At 39.3% G+C, this 20,850-nt stretch carries 13 protein-coding genes; 10 read left to right on the forward strand and 3 right to left on the reverse strand.

Translation table 11 applies throughout. The features are described 5' to 3' along the window. Nucleotides 1-57: 57 nt before the first annotated feature. Both BUA71_RS09100 and dacB read right to left on the reverse strand, forming a co-directional pair. Nucleotides 58-1,107 (reverse strand): S66 peptidase family protein, encoded by a 1,050-nt coding sequence (locus BUA71_RS09100; protein ID WP_072878910.1) that lies wholly within the window; start codon nt 1,105-1,107, stop codon nt 58-60. 25 nt (nt 1,108-1,132) lie between these two features. After that, the gene (dacB, locus tag BUA71_RS09105) at nt 1,133-2,467 is read right to left on the reverse strand and encodes a D-alanyl-D-alanine carboxypeptidase/D-alanyl-D-alanine endopeptidase (RefSeq protein ID WP_245812561.1); all 1,335 of its coding nucleotides are present in this window, start codon (nt 2,465-2,467) and stop codon (nt 1,133-1,135) included. Nucleotides 2,468-2,718: 251 nt separating this feature from the next. Between dacB and BUA71_RS09110 the strand changes: the two genes are divergently transcribed. From BUA71_RS09110 to BUA71_RS09130, 5 genes are all read left to right on the forward strand, one after another. Next, nucleotides 2,719-5,901 (forward strand): SusC/RagA family TonB-linked outer membrane protein, encoded by a 3,183-nt coding sequence (locus BUA71_RS09110; protein ID WP_072878912.1) that lies wholly within the window; start codon nt 2,719-2,721, stop codon nt 5,899-5,901. 12 nt (nt 5,902-5,913) lie between these two features. Then, nucleotides 5,914-7,302, forward strand: coding sequence for a SusD/RagB family nutrient-binding outer membrane lipoprotein (locus tag BUA71_RS09115; protein WP_072878914.1), 1,389 nt, complete (start codon nt 5,914-5,916; stop codon nt 7,300-7,302). Between the two features lie 100 nt (nt 7,303-7,402). After that, nucleotides 7,403-8,065: a peptidoglycan recognition protein family protein gene (locus BUA71_RS09120; protein ID WP_072878916.1), complete on the forward strand. Its 663-nt coding sequence runs from the start codon at nt 7,403-7,405 to the stop codon at nt 8,063-8,065. Nucleotides 8,066-8,070: 5 nt separating this feature from the next. Then, a complete protein-coding gene (locus tag BUA71_RS09125) occupies nt 8,071-9,528 on the forward strand; it encodes a M14 family metallopeptidase (RefSeq protein WP_072878918.1) in 1,458 nt (485 codons plus the stop codon). 256 nt (nt 9,529-9,784) lie between these two features. Beyond that, nucleotides 9,785-10,417 carry a 7-carboxy-7-deazaguanine synthase QueE gene (locus BUA71_RS09130; RefSeq protein WP_072878920.1) on the forward strand — a complete coding sequence of 211 codons (633 nt, stop codon included), beginning with the start codon at nt 9,785-9,787 and terminating at the stop codon, nt 10,415-10,417. A gap of 129 nt (nt 10,418-10,546) precedes the next feature. On the opposite strand, the gene BUA71_RS09135 is transcribed toward BUA71_RS09130, so the two are convergent. Further along, nucleotides 10,547-11,122 (reverse strand): DUF2911 domain-containing protein, encoded by a 576-nt coding sequence (locus BUA71_RS09135; RefSeq protein ID WP_072878922.1) that lies wholly within the window; start codon nt 11,120-11,122, stop codon nt 10,547-10,549. Between the two features lie 244 nt (nt 11,123-11,366). On the opposite strand from BUA71_RS09135, the gene asnB reads away from it, so the two are divergent. From asnB to secDF, 5 genes are all read left to right on the forward strand, one after another. Further along, nucleotides 11,367-12,986 (forward strand): asparagine synthase B, encoded by a 1,620-nt coding sequence (gene asnB, locus BUA71_RS09140; protein ID WP_072879105.1) that lies wholly within the window; start codon nt 11,367-11,369, stop codon nt 12,984-12,986. Between the two features lie 182 nt (nt 12,987-13,168). Then, a complete protein-coding gene (gene gyrB / locus BUA71_RS09145; RefSeq protein WP_072878924.1) occupies nt 13,169-15,109 on the forward strand; it encodes a DNA topoisomerase (ATP-hydrolyzing) subunit B in 1,941 nt (646 codons plus the stop codon). Nucleotides 15,110-15,235: 126 nt separating this feature from the next. Next, nucleotides 15,236-16,249, forward strand: coding sequence for a DUF6588 family protein (locus tag BUA71_RS09150; RefSeq protein WP_139277079.1), 1,014 nt, complete (start codon nt 15,236-15,238; stop codon nt 16,247-16,249). 88 nt (nt 16,250-16,337) lie between these two features. Beyond that, nucleotides 16,338-17,264, forward strand: coding sequence for a malate dehydrogenase (locus BUA71_RS09155; protein ID WP_072878927.1), 927 nt, complete (start codon nt 16,338-16,340; stop codon nt 17,262-17,264). 576 nt (nt 17,265-17,840) lie between these two features. Then, nucleotides 17,841-20,849: a protein translocase subunit SecDF gene (secDF, locus tag BUA71_RS09160; protein ID WP_072878929.1), complete on the forward strand. Its 3,009-nt coding sequence runs from the start codon at nt 17,841-17,843 to the stop codon at nt 20,847-20,849. Nucleotide 20,850: the final 1 nt, after the last annotated feature.

Here is a 20,850-nt window from a genome sequence, read left to right on the forward strand (position 1 = left end):
AAAATAAGAATGTTCACAAAAATAAGTCGGTTTTACTTAATTTCCTCACTAAAATAGCTATTTGACGGCAGCCTGCAACAATTTAATGCTGCCTTTTTTACTATCTATTCTGGCTTCCAGACCGTTGGGAATGGTGAAATTATCATCTATATGTCCAATCATACTTCCCGAAAAGGCAGGAATCTCCAAAGGCTTTATATAATGGTCTATCACTTCTTCCATAGTAAGTGACCCATAACCGGAACCGCCGGGTTTACAATTGGTACATTTTCCAAAAATAAAGCCGCTAATTTTATCTAAAACTCCTCCCAATTGCAACTGACTCATCATGCGATCTACAGCATAAATTTGCTCCCCTACATCTTCTAAATATAAAATATTGTCTTCCCAGTTTGTGGGAAAATAGGGGGAACCCATAATCCCGGTTAATACTGAAAGGTTGCCGCCAATTAGCTTGCCGGATGCCTTCCCGGGAGTTATAGTTCTAATCCTGTTAGTTGTTTGTGCGAGGTTATCGCCTTTGGCGGTAGGATTGGAAAATGTAATTTCCTCTTTGTTAAAAAGCAGTCGCTTAAAATAATCACTACTAAAAGAGTTCCAGGTAGAAACCGCCAGAGGTCCGTGGAAGGTAACCAGTCCTGTCTTCTCATAGATTGCGAGATGCAACGCAGTGATGTCGCTATATCCCATAAAAACTTTAGGGTTATTTTTTATAGCGTTATAATCCAGTTTATCTAAAATTCGGGCTGCACCAGAGCCGCCACGAAGAGCCATGATACCATCAATATTTTTATCCTTAAACATCTCATTTAGCTCTTCGGCCCTTTCCATATCGGTGCCGGCCAGGTGCCCGTAGCGAGCCTTGGTAAATTCTCCAAATTTCACTTTTAGCCCCATGGCTTCCAGGCTTTCCCGGGCGATTTCGTAAGGTTCGGTTTCAAAAATAGCGCTCGATGGACTTATTACTCCTATAGTGTCTCCTTCTTTTAGTCCCTTCGGGATTATAATATCGCTCTTTTTAAAACCAGTCTCAAAATCACTAAAATTTGCCAGGGGAAAAGCCAGGCTCCCTATTCCTATATTTTGAATAAATTTTCTACGCTGCATGATCTATGAATTTTGGAATTTAAAGTTAGTAATTATCGCGAATGTTAAGCAGCACCTGCTCCATTTCTGCTTTTAAAACTTTAGTTGGAACGGTGTAATTACTATTCATAAAACTGAAAATTAATAATTTACCGCTTTTTGTTTTTAAATATCCACTAAGGCTGTGGTTGTTTTTTAGCGTTCCAGTTTTGGCGAAAACGTAGGGTTTATCGGCTTTGTAATAATTTTTGATTGTTCCAGAATGTCCGCCGGCCGGCAACATATCAAGTAATTTTTCTTCCGGCACTTCTTCTTTGATCTTCTCTAAAAGCTTTACTATACTAGCCGGCGTAAAAAGGTTGTATCGGGAAAGCCCCGAGCCATCGTACCACATAGGCTCGTCTGGCAGGTCCTTTAGGTAAAACTCTTTCATATAATCTATGGCGATTTGCGATTTTAGAGTGTCAGAGGTTTTTTGGGCTGCTAGTAAGAGAATTTGTTCAGCTATAAAATTATCACTTACTTTTAGCATCTTTTTATAAATACTATCTGCAGGAATACTGTAAAGCGTCTGGGTTAATTCTTTGGCTTTTTCTGGATCTTCCAATAAAGCAACCGGTTTCTTAAGGGTATCGGCAAGGAGGTTAATAAATGTTTCCGAAGAAAACTTTAAAGGGATATTTTGAGAAAAACTGGCTCCCTTATTTTTATTATTAAAATCAAACCGATTTTTTTCCAGAGCTCTTTTTAAACCAGAACCGTCTTTTCTTTGCATTGATACAGCGATAGAGTCCTGAAAAATTCGGGGAGTTACCGTTGGGAATTCTTTATTCTTTTGAAACTGAAAATGGGCTAAGTTCCCATAAATAGGAAAGGCACTGCGTTCGGCAGAATAATAGGCGTTATAGTCATCCCAACCCCAGCCCGGGCCGAGATGTTTTTCGGTGAAATATGGTGGTACATAAGCCAATTGCTCCTGGCTGTCTTTTAAAAATTTATACACCTGTGATTCTGGTAATTCATCATTCAAAAAAGAAGGATCCCCAGTTGCTTTAAAGAAAAGTGTGTCATTTTGCTTTATATAGTGTAAGGCCGGCACCGAATCTCCCAACATCTTTAAACCGGCATAAAAAGTAAAGAGCTTGGTATTTGAAGCCGGCGTAAAATATTTATGGGCATTATGCCGATAGAGCACTTTTTCTTCCGCTGGGTCAATTAATTTAAAACCAACGAAACCTTTTTTAAAGACCAATGAATTCTCAAATATATCATCAAGTGGTTTCTTAATTTTTCGGTTAGCAGCACAGGCGTTTAAAATAAAAATTAAACATAAAAATAGACTAAATTTTAAAAGGTTACGAAATAGGTGCAGACATTTCACAATACAGGGGTTTAATTAAATGAGTACAGTTTGTTTATTTTTTTTAATAAGAAATAATTTAAATAGCTAATATATATCGAGAAATTTAATCATTGTTTAAGAAATGGGATATTTTATTGAATTTTGAGGTTTTTCCTTGCATGAGATAGGTGTTTTTGGCTCTTTTTGAGGTTATTTCTCGAATAACTTGCGCTAAATACAGAAGTTTGCATATATTTAAGTTTTAATTCAGAAAATTTAACACAAAAAGAATGAGAAACAAAATTACATGTATTGCCTTGTTGTTGTTTTTTCAGGCCTTCAATATGATGGCGCAGCAAGGGGAAGTGAGTGGTACAGTAACCGTAGCCAGTGATGGGATGACTTTACCGGGCGTGAATGTCGTGGTAAAAGGAACCAACCAGGGGACGGTGACAGACATGAACGGGAACTATGCAATTAATGTAGCAGCCGATGCTACATTAGTGTTTTCTTCCTTAGGTTTTGAAGACCAGGAACAAGCCGTAAATGGAAGAAGCGAAATAAATGTCGCTATGGTTGAAGATTTAGAGGGACTGGACGAAGTGGTAGTCACCGCACTTGGTATTTCCCGGGATAAAAAATCTTTGGGTTATGCTACCCAGGAGGTAGATGGGGAAGATATAAATCTTACCAATGAACAGAATGTTTTGGGGTCATTAGCCGGGCGGGTAGCCGGGGTGCAGGTAACAGGATCATCTGGCGCCAGTATGGGTGGAACTCAAAAAATAAAGATTCGTGGTGTAAATTCAATTAGTGGGGGCGACCAACCGCTTATCGTGGTAGATGGAACACCAATCTCAAACGCGAATTTCTCCGGTAGTGACGGCGCAGATTATGGAAACCTGGGGCAGGATGTAAATCCCAACGATATTGCTTCGGTAAACGTTTTAAAGGGGCCTGCGGCTTCAGCTTTATATGGAATTAGAGGTCAATATGGGGTGATTATGATTACCACCAAGAAAGGAAAAAAGGGCGTTAAAGATGTACAGGTGCAACTTAATTCTTCTTTTACTTTAGAACACGCTGCAGATTTTCTTCCGAAACAAAATTTGTATGGAGGAGGCTCCAGCCAGTCTTTTTCTACCTTACCTAATGGCGACCCTTATGTTGCGGTGAGTGTAGATGAAAGTTGGGGACCAAGAATGGACGGCACCCCGGTGCGGCAGGTTTTTAGTTTTTATCCGCAAGATCCAACTTATGGACAGTTAACACCATTTGTTCCGCATCCAGATAATATTGAAAATTATTATGAAACCGGTTATAATCTTAATAACGGAATCACCGTTTCCGGCGGAAATGAAAATACTACTTATAGGTTGAGTTTGAATGATACGAGAATTGAGGGCGTGGAGCCAAATTCTTACTTAGATAGGAATAACCTGAGTTTAAGCGCCAGTTTAGATTTAGTTGAAAATTTAACAGTAACCACCAATATTAACTATGCCAGGAACGATGCCAGAAGACCGGGCCAGGGTTCTGAAGTTGGAGCAGCTTATCTAAACCAATGGTTTCAGCGTAATTTGGATATGAAGCGTTTAAAGGATTACAAATATGACGACGGTACTTTTTTACACTGGAACTTGCGAAACCCCAGCTCTACAACCGGGGAAATCACAAATTTTGATCCTTTATATTGGAACAACCCTTATTTTAACGCTTATGAAAATACTTCGGAAGATAGGCGGGATAGGCTTTTTGGGGATGTTTCTTTAAAATACCAGATCACCCCAGAGCTTGAAATTTCTGGAGCGATAAGATCTGATATGTACACGCAAAATATAGAAAGTCGCCAGGCTTTTGGAGGTACAGATACGCCAGAATATTCTGTGGGTAAATATCAAAACAAAGAATGGAACTATGAGTTGCTCGCGCAATACAACAAAGATTTTGATGAGTTTTCTCTAAATGCCACTTTGGGAGGAAACATTTTTAGTCGAAAATATTCATATTTATATATGGAAACCGTAGGAGGTTTATCATCTCCCGGTTTTTACAATATAGAAGCTTCCATTGACCGTCCCGAAACTACTTCTTATTTATTGGAAAAACAGATAAGAAGTGCTTTTGCGATGGTTTCTTTGGGGTACCAGGATACCTATTTTCTTGATGCTTCCATAAGAAATGATAATTCATCTGCACTGCCAGAAGACAATAATTCTTATTATTATCCTTCTGTTTCTGGAAGTATGATTTTTAGTGAATTAACCGACTGGGAGCCGCTTAGCTTCGGAAAAATAAGAGCGAGTTATGCCCAGGCTGGGTCAGACCTTAGTCCGTATAGAACTACACCGGCTTTTGGAGTGGGTACCGTATATGGCAGCACTAACACTTTGTTTGTGCCAAATAATTTAAATAATCCAGATATTGAACCCTCTTTCTCTCATTCTTATGAAGCAGGGCTGGATATGCGGTTCTTTAAAAATAGGTTAGGTTTGGATTTTACGTATTACATGCAAAAGAATAAAAACCAAATTATTAACCTGGATGTTTCAGGAGCAAGTGGGTATTCTTCAAGTACTATTAATGCAGGACTTATCCAAAACCAGGGGTTTGAGATCACCCTTACCGGACAGCCAATTAAAACCGAAGATTTTTTATGGGATGCCGTTTTTAATATTAACAGCAACAAAAGTGAAGTGGTGGAGCTAGCCCCGGGAATCGATGTTTATACCTATGGTTCATCAACCTATTCTAGCGTTACTACTTATTTAAATTCTTATGAAGGCGAGCCTTTTGGTAGTTTAGTGGGACAGGCTTATCAGCGTGATGAAGCTACCGGCGAAATCTTATTAGGTTCAGACAATATGCCTTTATACACCGATGCTACCCATAATTTTGGTTCAGTTTTACCAGATTTCACAGGAGGTTTTCAAAATACTTTTCGCTATAAGAACTTTAGCCTGGCTGCAATGATAGATTTTCAGGGTGGTGGGCAGTTTTTTAGCCGATCGAAACAGCTGGGGGTAAGAACCGGGCAGGATCCAATTACTGTTCAAATAAATGATAGAGGACAAAACGTGAGGGATCCATTAGAAGATGGCGGTGGTGTAAAGGTTACCGGAATTTCTGCGGAAACAGGTGAGCCAGTAGAGGCTTATGTAAATGCAAGGTCTTATTACAGAAATGTTGTAGGAAGAAGAATTTATGAGGAGTGGTTATATGATGCTTCCTACATTAAATTACGCGAAGTGAAATTAGGTTATAATTTTGGAAAAAACTTAATAGATCGTTTACCGTTTGATGCAGTAAATGTGGCATTAATTGCCCGTAATCCTGCAATGATTTGGCAAAAAGCGCCAGATGGGATAGATCCTTCTTCTATTTCTACCGGAAGTCAGTCTATAAGCTGGTATGAATCTGGGCAATTGCCTACAGTAAGATCTTACGGAATTAACCTTAACATTACATTTTAAAAAATTAGCACAATGAAAAAAGCATATATATTATTTTTAATTTCAGGCTTTTTGTTGGGGAGCTGTAGTGATTTTGATGAAGACATCAATAAAAATCCAAATTTACCCAACCAGGCTTCGGGCACCCAGTTAATTGCCAATGCACAGCTAAGCCTTCCCGGGCTGGCTTCGTCTCCTAAAGGATCGTCGATGGCACAATACCTTGCCGAGACGCAATATGTTGGCCTAACCCTATACCCGCAAGAAAGTACTAGTTTCTACGGATATTACCAGGGACCTTTAGAAAACCTGCAAACTGTACTGGATGCTGAAGATCTCAATGCTGCCGATGGTCCTATTGATAATCAATTGGCCGTGGCCAAAATTTTAAAGGCTTATTATTACTGGAACCTTACCGATCGTTGGGGCGATATTCCTTATAGCGAAGCGCTACAGGGAGCCGATAATTTTACCCCGGCTTACGATACGCAAGAGTCTATTTATAATGATTTGTTTGCTGAATTAAAAGAAGCCAATAGTATGATGGTTTCGGGGAGCATTACCAATGATATTGTGTATGGCGGTGATATGGATAAGTGGAAAAAGCTTGCCAATACCATAAGACTGTTTATGGCTTTGAGACTTTCTGAAGTTGACCCGGCGATGGCTAAAACCGAATTTTCGGCTGCCCTAAGTGCCGGTGTTTTTACTTCAAATGATGACAACCTGGTGTTTGAACATTTGGCAGACGCCAATAACCAGAATTACTGGTATAGCCAGGTTGTAGAAAGAAACCGGGAATGGTGGGCATTATCTGAAAATTTAGTAGAAGAAATGAAACCCGTAAACGATCCCAGGTTAGCTGTGTATGGCGATCCGGCCAGGGAAACCGGGGAATATACCGGACTGAAGTTTGGAGAAGAAGACAATATTGGAACTGAAGAATTTGCCTTACTTGGCTCAAAGATCTTTGCACAGGATGCGCCGGTTTATTTGGTAACTTATGCCCAGGTTTTATTCGCAAAAGCTGAAGCAGCACATCGTGGTTGGATTGAAGAAGATGCTGAAACAAATTATAATATGGCTGTTGAAGCCTCTATTGAACAATGGACAGGAAGCTCTGATGGAGCTGGAGATTTCCTGGCAAATCCTAAAATTGCTTTTGATGCTGGTAATGCGCTGGAGCAAATTTCCAATCAGCGGTGGGTACATCTTTATATGTTTGGTTATGAAGCCTGGTCTGAATGGAGAAGGACAGGCTATCCCAATGACCTGGTAGAACCCAATGGAAACGAAATTCCTACCCGCTTAAGCTACCCAGATAATGAAGCTTTTAATAATGAAGCTAATTATGAGGCAGCCGTGGGGCGTCAATTTAACGGTGATGATAGTATTTACGGCAAAGTTTGGTGGGATGAATAAACTGCTAAAAGCATTAAAAATAAAGTTTCAATAGTTTAGAAATTGATTATGTTGAAGGTCTCCCGGTGAAAACGGGAGATTTTCATTTAAAAATTTAAGGATGAAAAATGCATTGATCATATTTTGTTTTCTCGTGCTAGGATGTAAATCGGGGTCAATTGAACCAAATATTATAGATAGGCCAATTATTTTTAATGAAGAACGCACGCAGCTTAGCCTTGATTATTTAGAAGATCGCTATGGTTTGGAAAAATCTTATCCTGAAATTGTTCCAAAAATGATTGTTTTACACTGGACGGCGATTCCAGATTTAGAGGGTTCCTTTAGGGCATTTAATCCTGTAAAATTACCCGGTGCTCGGCAGGATATTCAGGAAGCCGGAGCTTTAAATGTCTCTGCACATTTTTTGGTAGATCGTGATGGCACCATTTATAGGTTAATGCCAGAGACCACTATGGCCAGGCACGTAATTGGCTTAAATCATGCTGCAATTGGTGTTGAAAATGTAGGAGGAACAAAAGATACACCGCTAACCAATGCCCAGCTGGAAGCCAATATCGTTTTAGTAAAGTATTTGAGTAAAAAATATGAGATAGATTATCTCCTGGGACATTACGAATATCCAAATTTTGAAGGTCACGAATTATGGCTGGAAAAAGACGATGGTTATCGCACTCAAAAAACCGATCCCGGTGTAGATTTTATGCGAAAAGTTAGAGAGAATACGAAAGAATTAAACTTCAAGTCAGTACCCAAAAAATAAAAGAAATGCAGAAGATTATTAAAATAAGAGTTGGTCTTTTTTTATTTGCTGTAATGATATTCAATATAACTTCAGCTCAAGAACAATTTCACGAAGATCTTTTTGATGCCTACAATGATTTTAAAGAAGCCAGTATTGAGAAAAGAAGGTTTACCCATAGTCAAATACTACCTTTAATTAAAAAGTTTAGCGAGAAAGAAGGCTTCACAGTAAAAAAAGTAGGAGAGTCTATAGAAGGACGTACCTTAAACCTCATTTCCCTGGGAACGGGCGATACCAATGTTTTTTTATGGTCACAAATGCACGGTGACGAATCTACTGCTACAATGGCTATTTTTGATCTGCTCAATTTTTTTGATGCTGAAGCTTTTTCCGAAGAAAAACAGGAAATATTAAGTGAGGTAACACTGCATTTCCTTCCTATGTTAAATCCCGATGGGGCACAGCATTTTCAACGTAGAAATGCCCTGGGAATAGATATAAACCGGGATGCGTTAAGATTGCAGTCCCCGGCGGGTAAAATCTTAAAAAGAGTTCGCGATAGCCTGGACGCCGATTTTGGATTTAACCTGCACGATCAAAGTACTTATTACAATGCCGAAAGAACACCAAAACCGGCTAGTGTTTCATTTTTGGCTCCGGCTTATAATTACGAAAAGTCTGTAAATAAAGTGCGTGGAAATGCCATGAAAATCATTGTAGCAATGAATAAAGTACTACAGGAATATGCGCCCGGGCAGGTGGCACGGTATAATGACGATTTTGAACCCAGAGCTTTTGGTGATAACATTCAAAAATGGGGTACCAGTACTATTTTAATCGAATCTGGTGGTTATCCCAACGATCCCGAAAAACAGGAGATTAGAAAATTAAACTTTGTAAGTATCCTCTCTGCTATTTCTACCATTGCCAATAAAAGTTATAAAGATATAGCGGTTAAAAAGTATGAGGAAATTCCCCATAACGATCGTAAGCTATTTGATCTTAAGTTAACCGGACTTACCTGCGAATTAAAAGGAAACGATTATATTTTAGATTTGGGGCTTAATAGGCGGGAGGTTCAACTTGATAGTCTTCACTATTATGAGCGTGGGTATATTGCAGATCGTGGTGACCTTTCTACCAATTATGCCTATAAAACCTTAGATGCTACTGGGTATAGATTGATAAAAGGAAAAGTTTATACGGAAAGCTTTCAGGATATTGCTGAATTAAAAAAAGAGGATATTAAAGAACTGCTTAAAAGTGGGTTCGCTTATGTGCGATTAAAGGAACTTCCGGAACAAAAATTTTCTGACTTACCTATAAATATTGTTGCTGAAGATTTTGAGGTTTCAGATGCATTAGGTGCAAATTTATTTCTTCAGAAGGAAGGAGAGTTGAAATATGCAGTTATAAACGGCAATTTGATAGATTTATTTGGGACAGAGTTTGAAATAAATAATGCGTTGATTCTAAGATGAAAGCATCCGAATATTAAGTTTTGCTTCTATACTTGATGGAAGTTCCGAAGCTTTTCTCGAGGTGGTTTCTTGCCTTTTACTGAAGATTAGTAAACCTTTTCTTTTGTTGAGGTTGGGTAAAATAAAGCTTAACCGCAAATTTTCTTCTATGGCAGAATCTAATTGCGATCTTTTCTCTTCCCGATATAATTACAACCCTTAAGTAATTCCTATAAATCCCGATTTAAAAATAAGGGATTTCGTATCTTTGCCGGTTATGATTACAGAAGAGACGAAGACATTGGTAGATGATGGGATAATGCTTCCGCTTATGGAAGAATTTTATACCATCCAGGGAGAAGGATATCATAAAGGTACCGCAGCATATTTTATACGCATTGGGGGCTGCGATGTGGGCTGTCACTGGTGCGATGTAAAAGAAAGTTGGGACCCGGCTATTCATCCGCCAACGCATATTGGCGAAATTGTGGAGCATGCGATAGCCAAAAGTAAAACAATTGTGATTACCGGTGGAGAGCCCTTAACCTGGGATATGACAAGGCTTACCGGGGCTTTAAAAGCAAAAGGCTGTGCGATTCATATAGAAACATCGGGAGCTTATAAATTAACAGGACAGTGGGACTGGATTTGCCTGTCGCCCAAAAAAATTAAATTACCTACAGAAGAAATTTATCCGTTGGCTAATGAACTTAAAGTGATTGTCTTTAACAAGCACGATTTTAAATTTGCAGAAGAACAAGCCGCGAAAGTAAGTAAAGATTGTCATTTGTACCTACAACCAGAATGGAGCAACAGGGAAAAAATGATGCCACAAATAGTTGATTTTGTGATGGAAAACCCCAAGTGGAAAGTTTCGCTGCAAACCCATAAATATCTAAATATTCCTTAGAAAATAAGTCGCTACGCTAAGAGACCTCACGGTCTTGTCCCAATAACCGTCTGGAGCTATGCGGGATTAAAAACTGTGAGGTCTAGTGTGATTTTATAAATAAATACTAACCTTAAAAAGGTTTGTTATTTATCCTGCCGGGCTAAATGGAACTTTTACATATTTGTTGTCCCATCCCATAAGCAGGTTGATTCCTTTGTCTTTGTTAGCTGGTTCTAAAGTCATAGAGAAATTCTCCAATGGATGATCCAGGTTTCTAACGGGAACTTTAATTCTAACCATGTCTTTCTCATCGGTATATTCATAAGCTCCCCAGGTATGTTGACTCTTATTTAGAATAATAGTCCATTCTTTCTCGTTTGGAATGGTATAGAGGGCATAAGTGCCGGCGTCAAAGGTTTTTCCACCAATTTCCATGTCCTTATAAAAGGCGATTTCGGTTGTTTCATTTGCGCCGGTTCTCCAAACTTCTCCATAGGGTACCAGTTTGCCAAATACTTCCCGATCTCGCTTTTGGGGGCGGCTATATATAACCCGCATTAAAATTTCATTATTATCATTGCGATAGGCTACCATATCCATTGGACTCGTGTCCATTTTTGGAAAGTTTATACCTTTTTTTGATTGTTCCTGTTCCTGTGCCTGTAAATCTTGAAATCCAAGGAAGCCAAGGAGACATAAAGTAGTTAAAAGTAATCTCTTCATAGTAATATGTTTTATTTATAAAGATACTTCAGAAATAATGTTTTTATGTTAAAAATTTACTTAGATGCTGTTAAAATACCAGATTTTTACAATCGTAAACTTTTTAAAGGGATTTCGGATGAATTTCTAATATTTGAACTCTAATTTAATTTTTAATCTTTCCATTTAAAACCATTTCCGTTGGTTCTGTTTGTTTGTTGTAACCTATGGCCCATATTTGTATCAAATTATTAAAGCAATTATTATGTGTGGAATTTTAGCAGTAATCGGAGAACGATTATCAGAAGAAAAGATTAGCGGACTTTCAAAAAGAATGTCACACCGCGGTCCAGACGAAAGTGATGTGCATGTAACCGAAGAAGGTTATGTGTTAAGTCACGAAAGATTATCTATTGTAGATCTTAAAACCGGAAAACAACCAATTCAAGGTACTTCAACTGCCTGGATGATTCATAATGGCGAGATCTATAACCACCGTGCTTTAAGGAATAATGAGCTAAAAGACCACCAGTTTAGAACAGAAGGAGATTCTGAAGTGATAGTTCACTTATATGAAGAATTTGGGTATGATTTTGTAGATAAATTAGACGGGGTATTTGCTTTTGTAGTAACAGATGGTAAAGATTTTATTGCAGGTAGGGATCCAATTGGAGTAAAACCACTTTATTATGGTACAGATGATGACGGTGCGATTTGGTTTGCCAGTGAAATGAAAGCCCTGGCCGATCATTGCAGCAGTTTCGCTCCTTTTCCTCCCGGGCATTATTATACGCCAAAAACCGGTTTTGTTGAATATTATACGCCAGATTGGTATGATTATTCTAAAGCCACTAAAGACTTAGATCTTACTAAACTTAGGGAAGATTTAATGGAAGCAACCCGTAAAAGATTAATGGCCGATGTTCCTTTAGGGGTGTTGTTAAGCGGAGGTTTGGATTCTTCTTTAACTTCTTCTATCGCAGCCCGTTTAATGAAGGATAGTGGACAAAAATTACATTCCTTTTCCATAGGTTTAGATGAAACATCTCCAGATCTAATCGCCGCTAGAAAAGTAGCCGATTTTCTTGGAACAGATCACAAAGAGTTCAATTTTACGGTAGAGGAGGGGATCGCTATACTTAAAAAATTAGTTTGGCACCTGGAAACTTATGATGTGACTTCTATTAGGGCTAGTACCCCAATGTACTTTTTGTCTAAAGGAATTAAAGAAACCGGGGTAAAAGTAGTGTTAAGTGGAGAAGGTGCCGATGAGATTTTTGGAGGTTACCTTTACTTTAAAAATGCGCCATCGCCAGATGAGTTTCAGAAAGAAACCATTAGAAGGGTGCAGCGATTGGCCACGGCAGATTGCCTAAGAGCAGATAAGTCTACGATGGCTCACGGCCTGGAAGCCAGGGCTCCGTTTTTAGATAAAGCATTCTTAAAAACAGCCATGGAAACCGAAGCAATACACAAAATGCCAACAACTTATGATGGTGTAGAGAAATTTATTTTAAGAAAAGCATTTGATACGCCTGAAGAGCCATTTTTACCAGAAGAAGTGTTGTGGCGACAAAAAGAACAATTTAGTGATGGCGTTGGATATAACTGGATAGATGAGCTTATCGCCTATGCCACCGCCAGGGTAAGTGATGAGCAAATGGCAACCGCTGAAACGCGTTTTCCACATAACACTCCTGCAACAAAAGAAGCCTATTTTTACCGCGAAATTTTTGAAAGCCACTTCCCGCAGGAAGAAGCTGCAAAAACCGTAAAGAGATGGGTTCCTAAATGGCAGGCAGATTTAGATCCCAGCGGAAGAGCAAACACTTCTCACGTAGCAACAAATGCTAAAAAAGAACTTGAAGAATTAGCCAAAGCTTAAGTTAAACAATCGTGTGGTTTGTTATGCCCGTAATACAGAGTGAAAACTTTGTGTTGTGGGCTTTTTTTTGCACAAATTGTTAATAACTTAAGGCGCGTAACGAGCCTGCCTGCTTAATACCAGTGCGCGTTTTGTTATATTTGTTCGTTATTCAAATTAGACGAATTTAATTATCAGAATATATGAGCGAAGAAGCCAAAAAACAGAATTACTCGGCCGATAGTATCCAGGCTTTAGAAGGGATGGAGCATGTGCGCATGCGTCCCTCTATGTATATTGGAGATACCGGTACCAGAGGTTTGCATCATTTGGTGTATGAGGTGGTAGATAACTCTATAGATGAGGCTATGGCCGGTCATTGTGATTCTATTAAAGTTACCATTAATGAAGACGGCTCGGTAACTACCGAGGATAACGGTAGAGGAATCCCAATAGACCTGCACAAAAAAGAAGGTGTTTCTGCCTTGCAGGTGGTGATGACCAAAATTGGTGCCGGGGGAAAGTTTGATAAAGATTCTTATAAAGTTTCCGGGGGACTCCACGGGGTTGGGGTAAGTTGTGTGAATGCACTTTCTTCCTCTTTAAAGGCTACCGTTTACCGCGATAATCAAATTTGGGAACAGGAGTATGAATTTGGAAAACCATTGTATCCGGTTAAACCCGTTGGGGAAACCGAACTTAACGGTACTATGGTAACTTTCATGCCAGATACTTCTATCTTTCAGCAAAGTGTAGAGTTTAGTTATGAAACGCTTTCCAGTAGAATGCGGGAGCTTGCTTATTTGAATAAGGGAATTGAAATGATCCTTACTGATAAGCGGGAAACAAACGAAAAAGGGGAGTTTCTTTCAGAAAGATTTTATTCCGAAGAAGGTTTAAAGGAATTTATAAAATTTCTCGACGGAAACAGGGAGCCAATCATTGCCGATGTAATCGCTATGGAAGGCGAGAAAAACGAGATTCCTGTAGAAGTGGCTATGGTTTATAACACTTCTTTTAACGAGAATTTACATTCCTACGTAAATAATATCAATACCCACGAAGGTGGAACGCACTTATCTGGATTTAGACGGGGTTTAACTACTACGCTTAAGAAATATGCAGATGCTTCCGGGATGTTAGACAAATTGAAGTTTGAGGTAACGGGAGACGATTTTAGAGAAGGTCTTACCGCGATCATCTCGGTAAAAGTAGCCGAACCTCAATTTGAAGGGCAAACTAAGACCAAGTTGGGGAACCGTGAAGTGACTTCGGCGGTGTCACAGGCCGTTTCAGAAATGTTGGAAAACTACCTGGAAGAGAATCCTAATGACGCTAAAACTATTATCCAAAAAGTAATTCTTGCGGCCCAGGCCAGGAATGCGGCTAAGAAGGCCCGCGATATGGTGCAGCGTAAAACAGCGATGAGTATTGGTGGTTTGCCGGGGAAATTATCTGACTGTTCTGAGCAGGATCCTACGCAAAGTGAGGTATTCCTGGTAGAGGGTGACTCTGCGGGTGGAACAGCAAAACAAGGTAGGGATCGTAGATTTCAGGCTATTTTACCTTTAAGGGGTAAGATTCTGAATGTTGAAAAAGCAATGACTCACCGAGTTTTTGATAACGAGGAAATAAAAAACATCTATACCGCACTTGGGGTAACTATTGGTACTGAAGAAGATAGTAAAGCTTTAAATACCGATAAATTAAGATACCATAAAATTGTGATTATGTGTGATGCCGATGTAGATGGTAGTCACATTGAAACACTAATCCTAACCTTTTTCTATAGGTATATGAAAGAACTTATAGAAGGTGGGAATATTTATATTGCAACCCCGCCACTATACCTCGTGAAAAAGGGTAGCAAAAAACGCTATGCCTGGAGTGAGGAAGAACGTGATGAAATTGCTGAAAGTTATAGCGGTGGTGTACAAATACAGCGTTATAAAGGTCTTGGTGAGATGAATGCTGAACAGCTTTGGGATACTACTATGGATCCTGAACGCCGTAAACTTAGACAGGTAACAGTAGATAACAGTCTGGAGGCCGATAGGATTTTCTCTATGCTTATGGGGGATGAGGTGCCGCCAAGACGGGAATTTATCGAGAAAAATGCCAAGTATGCAAATATTGATGCATAATAGCCAATAATATTACATTGTTTAAAACCCGCAGAATTTCTGCGGGTTTTTTATCTTTTGGCTAATTTGTTATAAAAACAGTTTTTTTCCTATTTTTACCCCACCTAATCTAAATACCTACTTATTTTGAAGAAAAACTACACATTCTTTATCGTATTATTTTTTATGATCACTACCTCTTCCGTTTTTGCGCAAGAGGGTAAACTAGACCGACTGGCCGACGAAATGTTATTTCTAGCCGATCAATTTGCCAGTCCTGCCGCAGAAGGTGCTGCTTATGAAGCCGGTGCCGGTTGGTTTACCTCGGCAACGGCATTAAAGCCCTGGAAAGTGGATATTTCATTTAAAGGGAACGCTTTATTTGTACCGTCTAATAAACAAACTTCAACAATTTCTAACAGAGATTTTCAAAATGTTCACTCCAATGGTGGGGATGCAGTAATTAGTATTATTGGTGAAGAAAATGCCGTGGTACCTACAGCTTTGGGGGGAGAGACCAGTGTGAGGTACGGTTTTGAATTTGCCGGTAAAAATTATGAGTTCAACGCTTTTCAGGGGGCAAATAAAACTGTTTTAGCTTATCCTTTTATACAGGCCAATGTTGGGTTGCCTTATGAAACCGAATTTGCCGTGCGTTTTTTACCGCAGCTCACCGTAGATGGCGTGTCTTTTAGCACTTATGGGGCAGCTGTTAAACACAACTTTTCTCAATATTTTAAATTTAACGACGAAGATGATTTTCAGGCAGCAGCTATCATCGCTTATAATAAATTTGATGTAGAATATGAATTTGGCCCGGTAACTTTAGACGCCGGCGATGAAAATCTCGGTTCTTTAGATCTGGTAGATGTAAATTCAGATCTTTGGATGGCTTCGGTTTTGGGCTCAAAAAGATATGGCGATACTTTCGAGGTTTTTGGAGCACTGGGGGCTACTAACTCTAATTTTACTTATGCGATGGGTGGTAATGGCACCCTTTTACCGCTAATTAATAAGCGTTTAGACGATTTGGATAAGGATAATACACAGTTTAAAGCCGATGTTGGTTTTAATCTTTATTTTAACCGTTTTAAGGTGAGTACCATGGCTACGGTTGGTAAGTTTTTTCACATTAATGCAGGGCTCCATTTTAGGATATAATCGGGCAGATTTATCAATATCTTATGGCTAAACTAGGGCAATATTCGTATTTTTGAGGGTGAAATATTAACCGATTAAAATTTAGAATATGAAAGTTACTATAGTAGGTGCAGGTGCAGTTGGTGCCAGTTGTGCAGAGTATGTTGCTATTAAAGATTTTGCTTCAGAAGTAGTGATACTCGACATTAAAGACGGCTTAGCCGAAGGAAAAGCCATGGACCTTATGCAAACCGCCAGCCTAAATGGTTTTGATACTAAAATTAAAGGCACTACAAATGATTACTCAACAACTGCCAACAGTGATGTTGCGGTAATTACCAGTGGTATTCCTCGTAAACCTGGAATGACGCGTGAAGAACTTATTGGGATCAATGCGGGAATTGTAAAAGAAGTTTCAGCAAACCTTATAAAACACTCTCCAAATGTAACCATAATCGTGGTTAGTAATCCTATGGATACTATGACCTATTTGGTGCATAAAACCACCGGACTTCCGAAGAATAAAATTATTGGAATGGGTGGAGCTTTAGATAGCGCCAGGTTTAAATACAGGTTAAGTGAAGCTTTAGACTGCCCAACATCAGATGTTGATGGGATGGTAATTGGTGGTCATAGTGACACGGGAATGGTGCCCCTAACAAGACTTGCTACGCGTAATTCTGTGCCGGTAAGCGCTTTTTTAAGCGAAGAGCGTTTAAATAAGGTTTCAGAAGATACTAAAGTTGGTGGTGCAACCCTTACAAAATTATTGGGAACCAGTGCCTGGTATGCTCCTGGAGCTGCAGTTTCTGGATTGGTACAGGCCATTGCCTGCGACCAGAAGAAAATGTTCCCCTGCTCGGCTATGCTAGAAGGTGAATATGGCCTAAACGATCTTTGTATAGGAGTGCCGGCTATTATAGGTAAAGACGGTCTCGAGAAAATCGTTGAAATTGAATTAGACGACAAAGAGAAAGCCAAAATAAAAGAAAGTGCGGAAGGAGTAAAGAAAACTAACGGACTTTTAGAGCTTTAGTTATAAAAGTTCATATTTATAAGAATTACAGGCTGTCTTAAAGGTAATGTGATTCGTCATTTCGGGGAACGAAGCAATCTCCAGCTTGTTGGAAATCAACAGATAGATTACTTCGCTGCCCCAATAACCCCAATAGTTATTAAGTTTGGGAGTTAATGGCGTTTACTTACTTTTAAGACAGTTTTTTTGTGGATACAGAGCCTGGTTTTGGCTGTATGTTAACCTCAGTTCCTCCTAACTTGAAGTTCAAAGCCCATTAGTTTGAGACTCCTTACCAAAATTTTTAAAAACGGTAATGTTGCCTATTATGGAGCAAGAAGGTGATGAATTTAGCTTCGCTGAAGAAGGGGTGGTTGCGTGATTTTCTTGGTTTGAATTCAGGGTATTAGCAAGATGCAACAAAAAACTGTTGCTGTGTTCTATGTGTGCATCCCGGTGCTCTTTGCAGTCAATTCTTTCCTGGCCAACACGGTTTTAAAAGTTAAATTATTCAAAAAAAAATTGTTGGCATTTCATTTTTGAAACCCTATATTTGTCCGTTTTTAAAATTGACCTAATTATATAATTTAAGGAATAATGCAGAACAAAGGACTGATTAAGGTTTTTGCAATTTTATTTGGGCTGGTATGTTTATATCAGTTGTCTTTTACTTTTATTACTGCTGAAGTAGAAAGGGAAGCTGAAGATTTTGCCAGGCAAAAGGTAAGCGAAAATGTTGAGGATTACTCAGCGATAAGAGACGCTGAAGAGCAGAAGTATCTCGACTCTATTGCCAATAATGAGATTATTGCAGGAATTACTTACAACGATGCAAAAGGAAAAGAACTAAATAAAGGACTGGACCTTAAAGGAGGGATTAATGTGATTCTTCAAATTTCGGTAAAGGATATTCTTGCTGGACTTGCAAACAACACCAACGATCCTGCTTTTAATAAGGCACTTGCCGAAGCAGACGAAGCTTCTAAAGACAGTCAGGATGATTATATAGACCTGTTCTTCCAGGCTTTTAATAATATTCCAGATGCGAAATTGGCTTCTCCAGATGTTTTTGCCAATAAGACTTTAAGCAACGAGGTTAATTTTGAAATGTCCAATACTGAGGTAGAGGGCATTATTAGAAGAAAAGTTGACGAATCTATTACTTCGGCTTTTGAAGTATTAAGAAAACGTATCGATAAATTTGGGGTTACGCAACCTAACATTCAACGTTTAGGAAACTCTGGTAGGATCCTGGTAGAATTACCGGGAGCAAAAGATATTAACAGGGTGAAAGGTTTACTGCAAAGTACCGCCCAGTTAGAATTTTGGCATGTTTATAAAAATACCGAACTCGGTAACTTTTTAGGACAGGCCAATAATGTGCTAAAAAACATTGTAAATAAGGATAGCAAAAAAGCTGAAACTCAATCAGATTCTACTGCTACCGATGATGCACAAAGTGATATAGACGAATTACTTGCCGAAAGCGAAGATACTACCGATGTAAGTACCGGGAACAATCCGTTGTTTGATTTGGTACAGGGTCCCGGCTTTCAGGGTGGTCCGGTTTTAGCTTATTTCTCTGCCCAGGATACGGCAAAGGTGAACGATTACCTTGCTATGTCTCAGGTAAGATCACTTTTACCTTCTTCACAGCGCTATGCGAAGTTTGTATGGGGAATCCCAAAAGACGAATCTGATGCTGTAGGGCTTTATGCCCTTAAAGGAAATCGTAATATGGAGCCGCCACTTAGCGGGGACGTAATTACCGATGCCCAACAAACTTACGACCAGATGGGACGTATCGCGGTGTCTATGCAAATGAACGGCCGTGGAGCAAAGATTTGGGAAGATATGACCGGGCAGGCTTCTAACCAACAAAGTAATATTGCGATTGTCTTAGATAATACGGTTTATTCTGCACCGGGGGTTTCTACCGGGGCAATTTCCGGGGGACGAAGTGAAATCACCGGGGATTTTGGAATTACCGAAGGTCAGGATTTGGCCAACGTACTAAGGGCCGGTAAATTGCCTGCTTCCGCAGATATTATTCAGAGTGAAATTGTAGGGCCAAGTTTAGGTCAGGAAGCCATAGACAGCGGGATTTGGTCTTTTGCCATTGCTTTGGTTTTTGTATTGATTTGGATGGTTTTCTACTACGGAAAAGCTGGGCTTTTCGCCGATGTAGCCCTGGCACTTAACATCCTGCTTATCTTTGGAATCCTTGCAGGACTTGGTGCGGTATTAACTTTACCTGGTATTGCCGGTATTGTGTTAACCATTGGTATGTCTGTAGATGCTAACGTACTTATTTTCGAAAGGATTAAGGAAGAGTTGGCAAAAGGTAAAATGCAAAAAGACGCCATTAAAGACGGATTTAGCAATGCGCTTTCTTCCATTTTAGATGCGAATATTACCACCGGTCTAACTGGTTTTATCCTTTTAATTTTAGGAACCGGGCCAATTAAAGGTTTTGCAACTACTTTACTTATTGGTATTGCAACCTCTTTATTTACAGCTATTTTTATTACCAGGTTGTTTATAGATGGTTATGGTACTAAAGGAAAATCGTTGGAATTTGCTACCGGGGCTACCAAAAACTTATTTACCAATGTAAAAATAGACTGGCTTAAAAAGCGTAAGATGGCTTATGTGATTTCCGCAGTGCTATTGGTTATTAGTATTGGTTCGCTTGCAGTTCAGGGCTTAAACCAGGGAGTTGATTTCGTTGGAGGTAGAACTTATACAGTTCGATTCGACCAGGATATAAACCCAACCGATGTTGAAGAAGACCTGGTAGAGGTATTTGGAAGTGCCGAAGCAAAGACTTTTGGTCCTAACAACCAGTTAAAAATTACGACAAAATATAAAGTAAACGAAGAGAGTACTGCTGTAGATAACGAAATTCAGCGTAAACTTTACGATGCTTTACAATCTTACCTTCCTTCAGATTTGAGTTACGATGACTTTAACGCCGGGGGAGCAGGAAAGGATCTTGGAATTATGCAGTCTATGAAAGTAGGTCCAACAATTGCCGATGATATTAAGAACGACTCGTTCTGGGCGATTTTAGGATCGCTGGTAGTGATTTTCTTATATATTTTATTACGATTTAGAAAATGGCAATTTAGTATTGGAGCGGTAGCTGCAGTAGCGCACGATGTTATTATTGTACTGGGTATTTTCTCCCTGCTATATAAAGTGATGCCATTTAATATGGAAATTAACCAGGCGTTTATCGCGGCAATTCTAACCGTAATTGGTTACTCGCTTAACGATACCGTGGTGGTGTTTGATAGGGTAAGGGAATTTGTAAACGAGCACACCAGCTGGCCACTTGGCAAAACAGTGAATGTGGCTTTAGATAGTACCATAAGCCGTACGTTAAACACCTCGCTTACCACCTTAATCGTGTTACTTGCCATCTTTATCTTTGGCGGGGAAAGCATTAGAGGCTTTATGTTTGCCTTGATTATTGGGGTGATAGTTGGTACTTATTCCTCTTTATTTATCGCAACGCCCGTAATGTATGACAGTGTAAGCGATAGATCTAAGATCGAATCTAAAAAGAAAGAAGTAGAAGAAGATAAAGAAGTAACTGCTTAAT

The organism is Salegentibacter echinorum (genome assembly GCF_900129445.1).
GTDB classification, from domain to species: Bacteria; Bacteroidota; Bacteroidia; order Flavobacteriales; family Flavobacteriaceae; genus Salegentibacter; species Salegentibacter echinorum.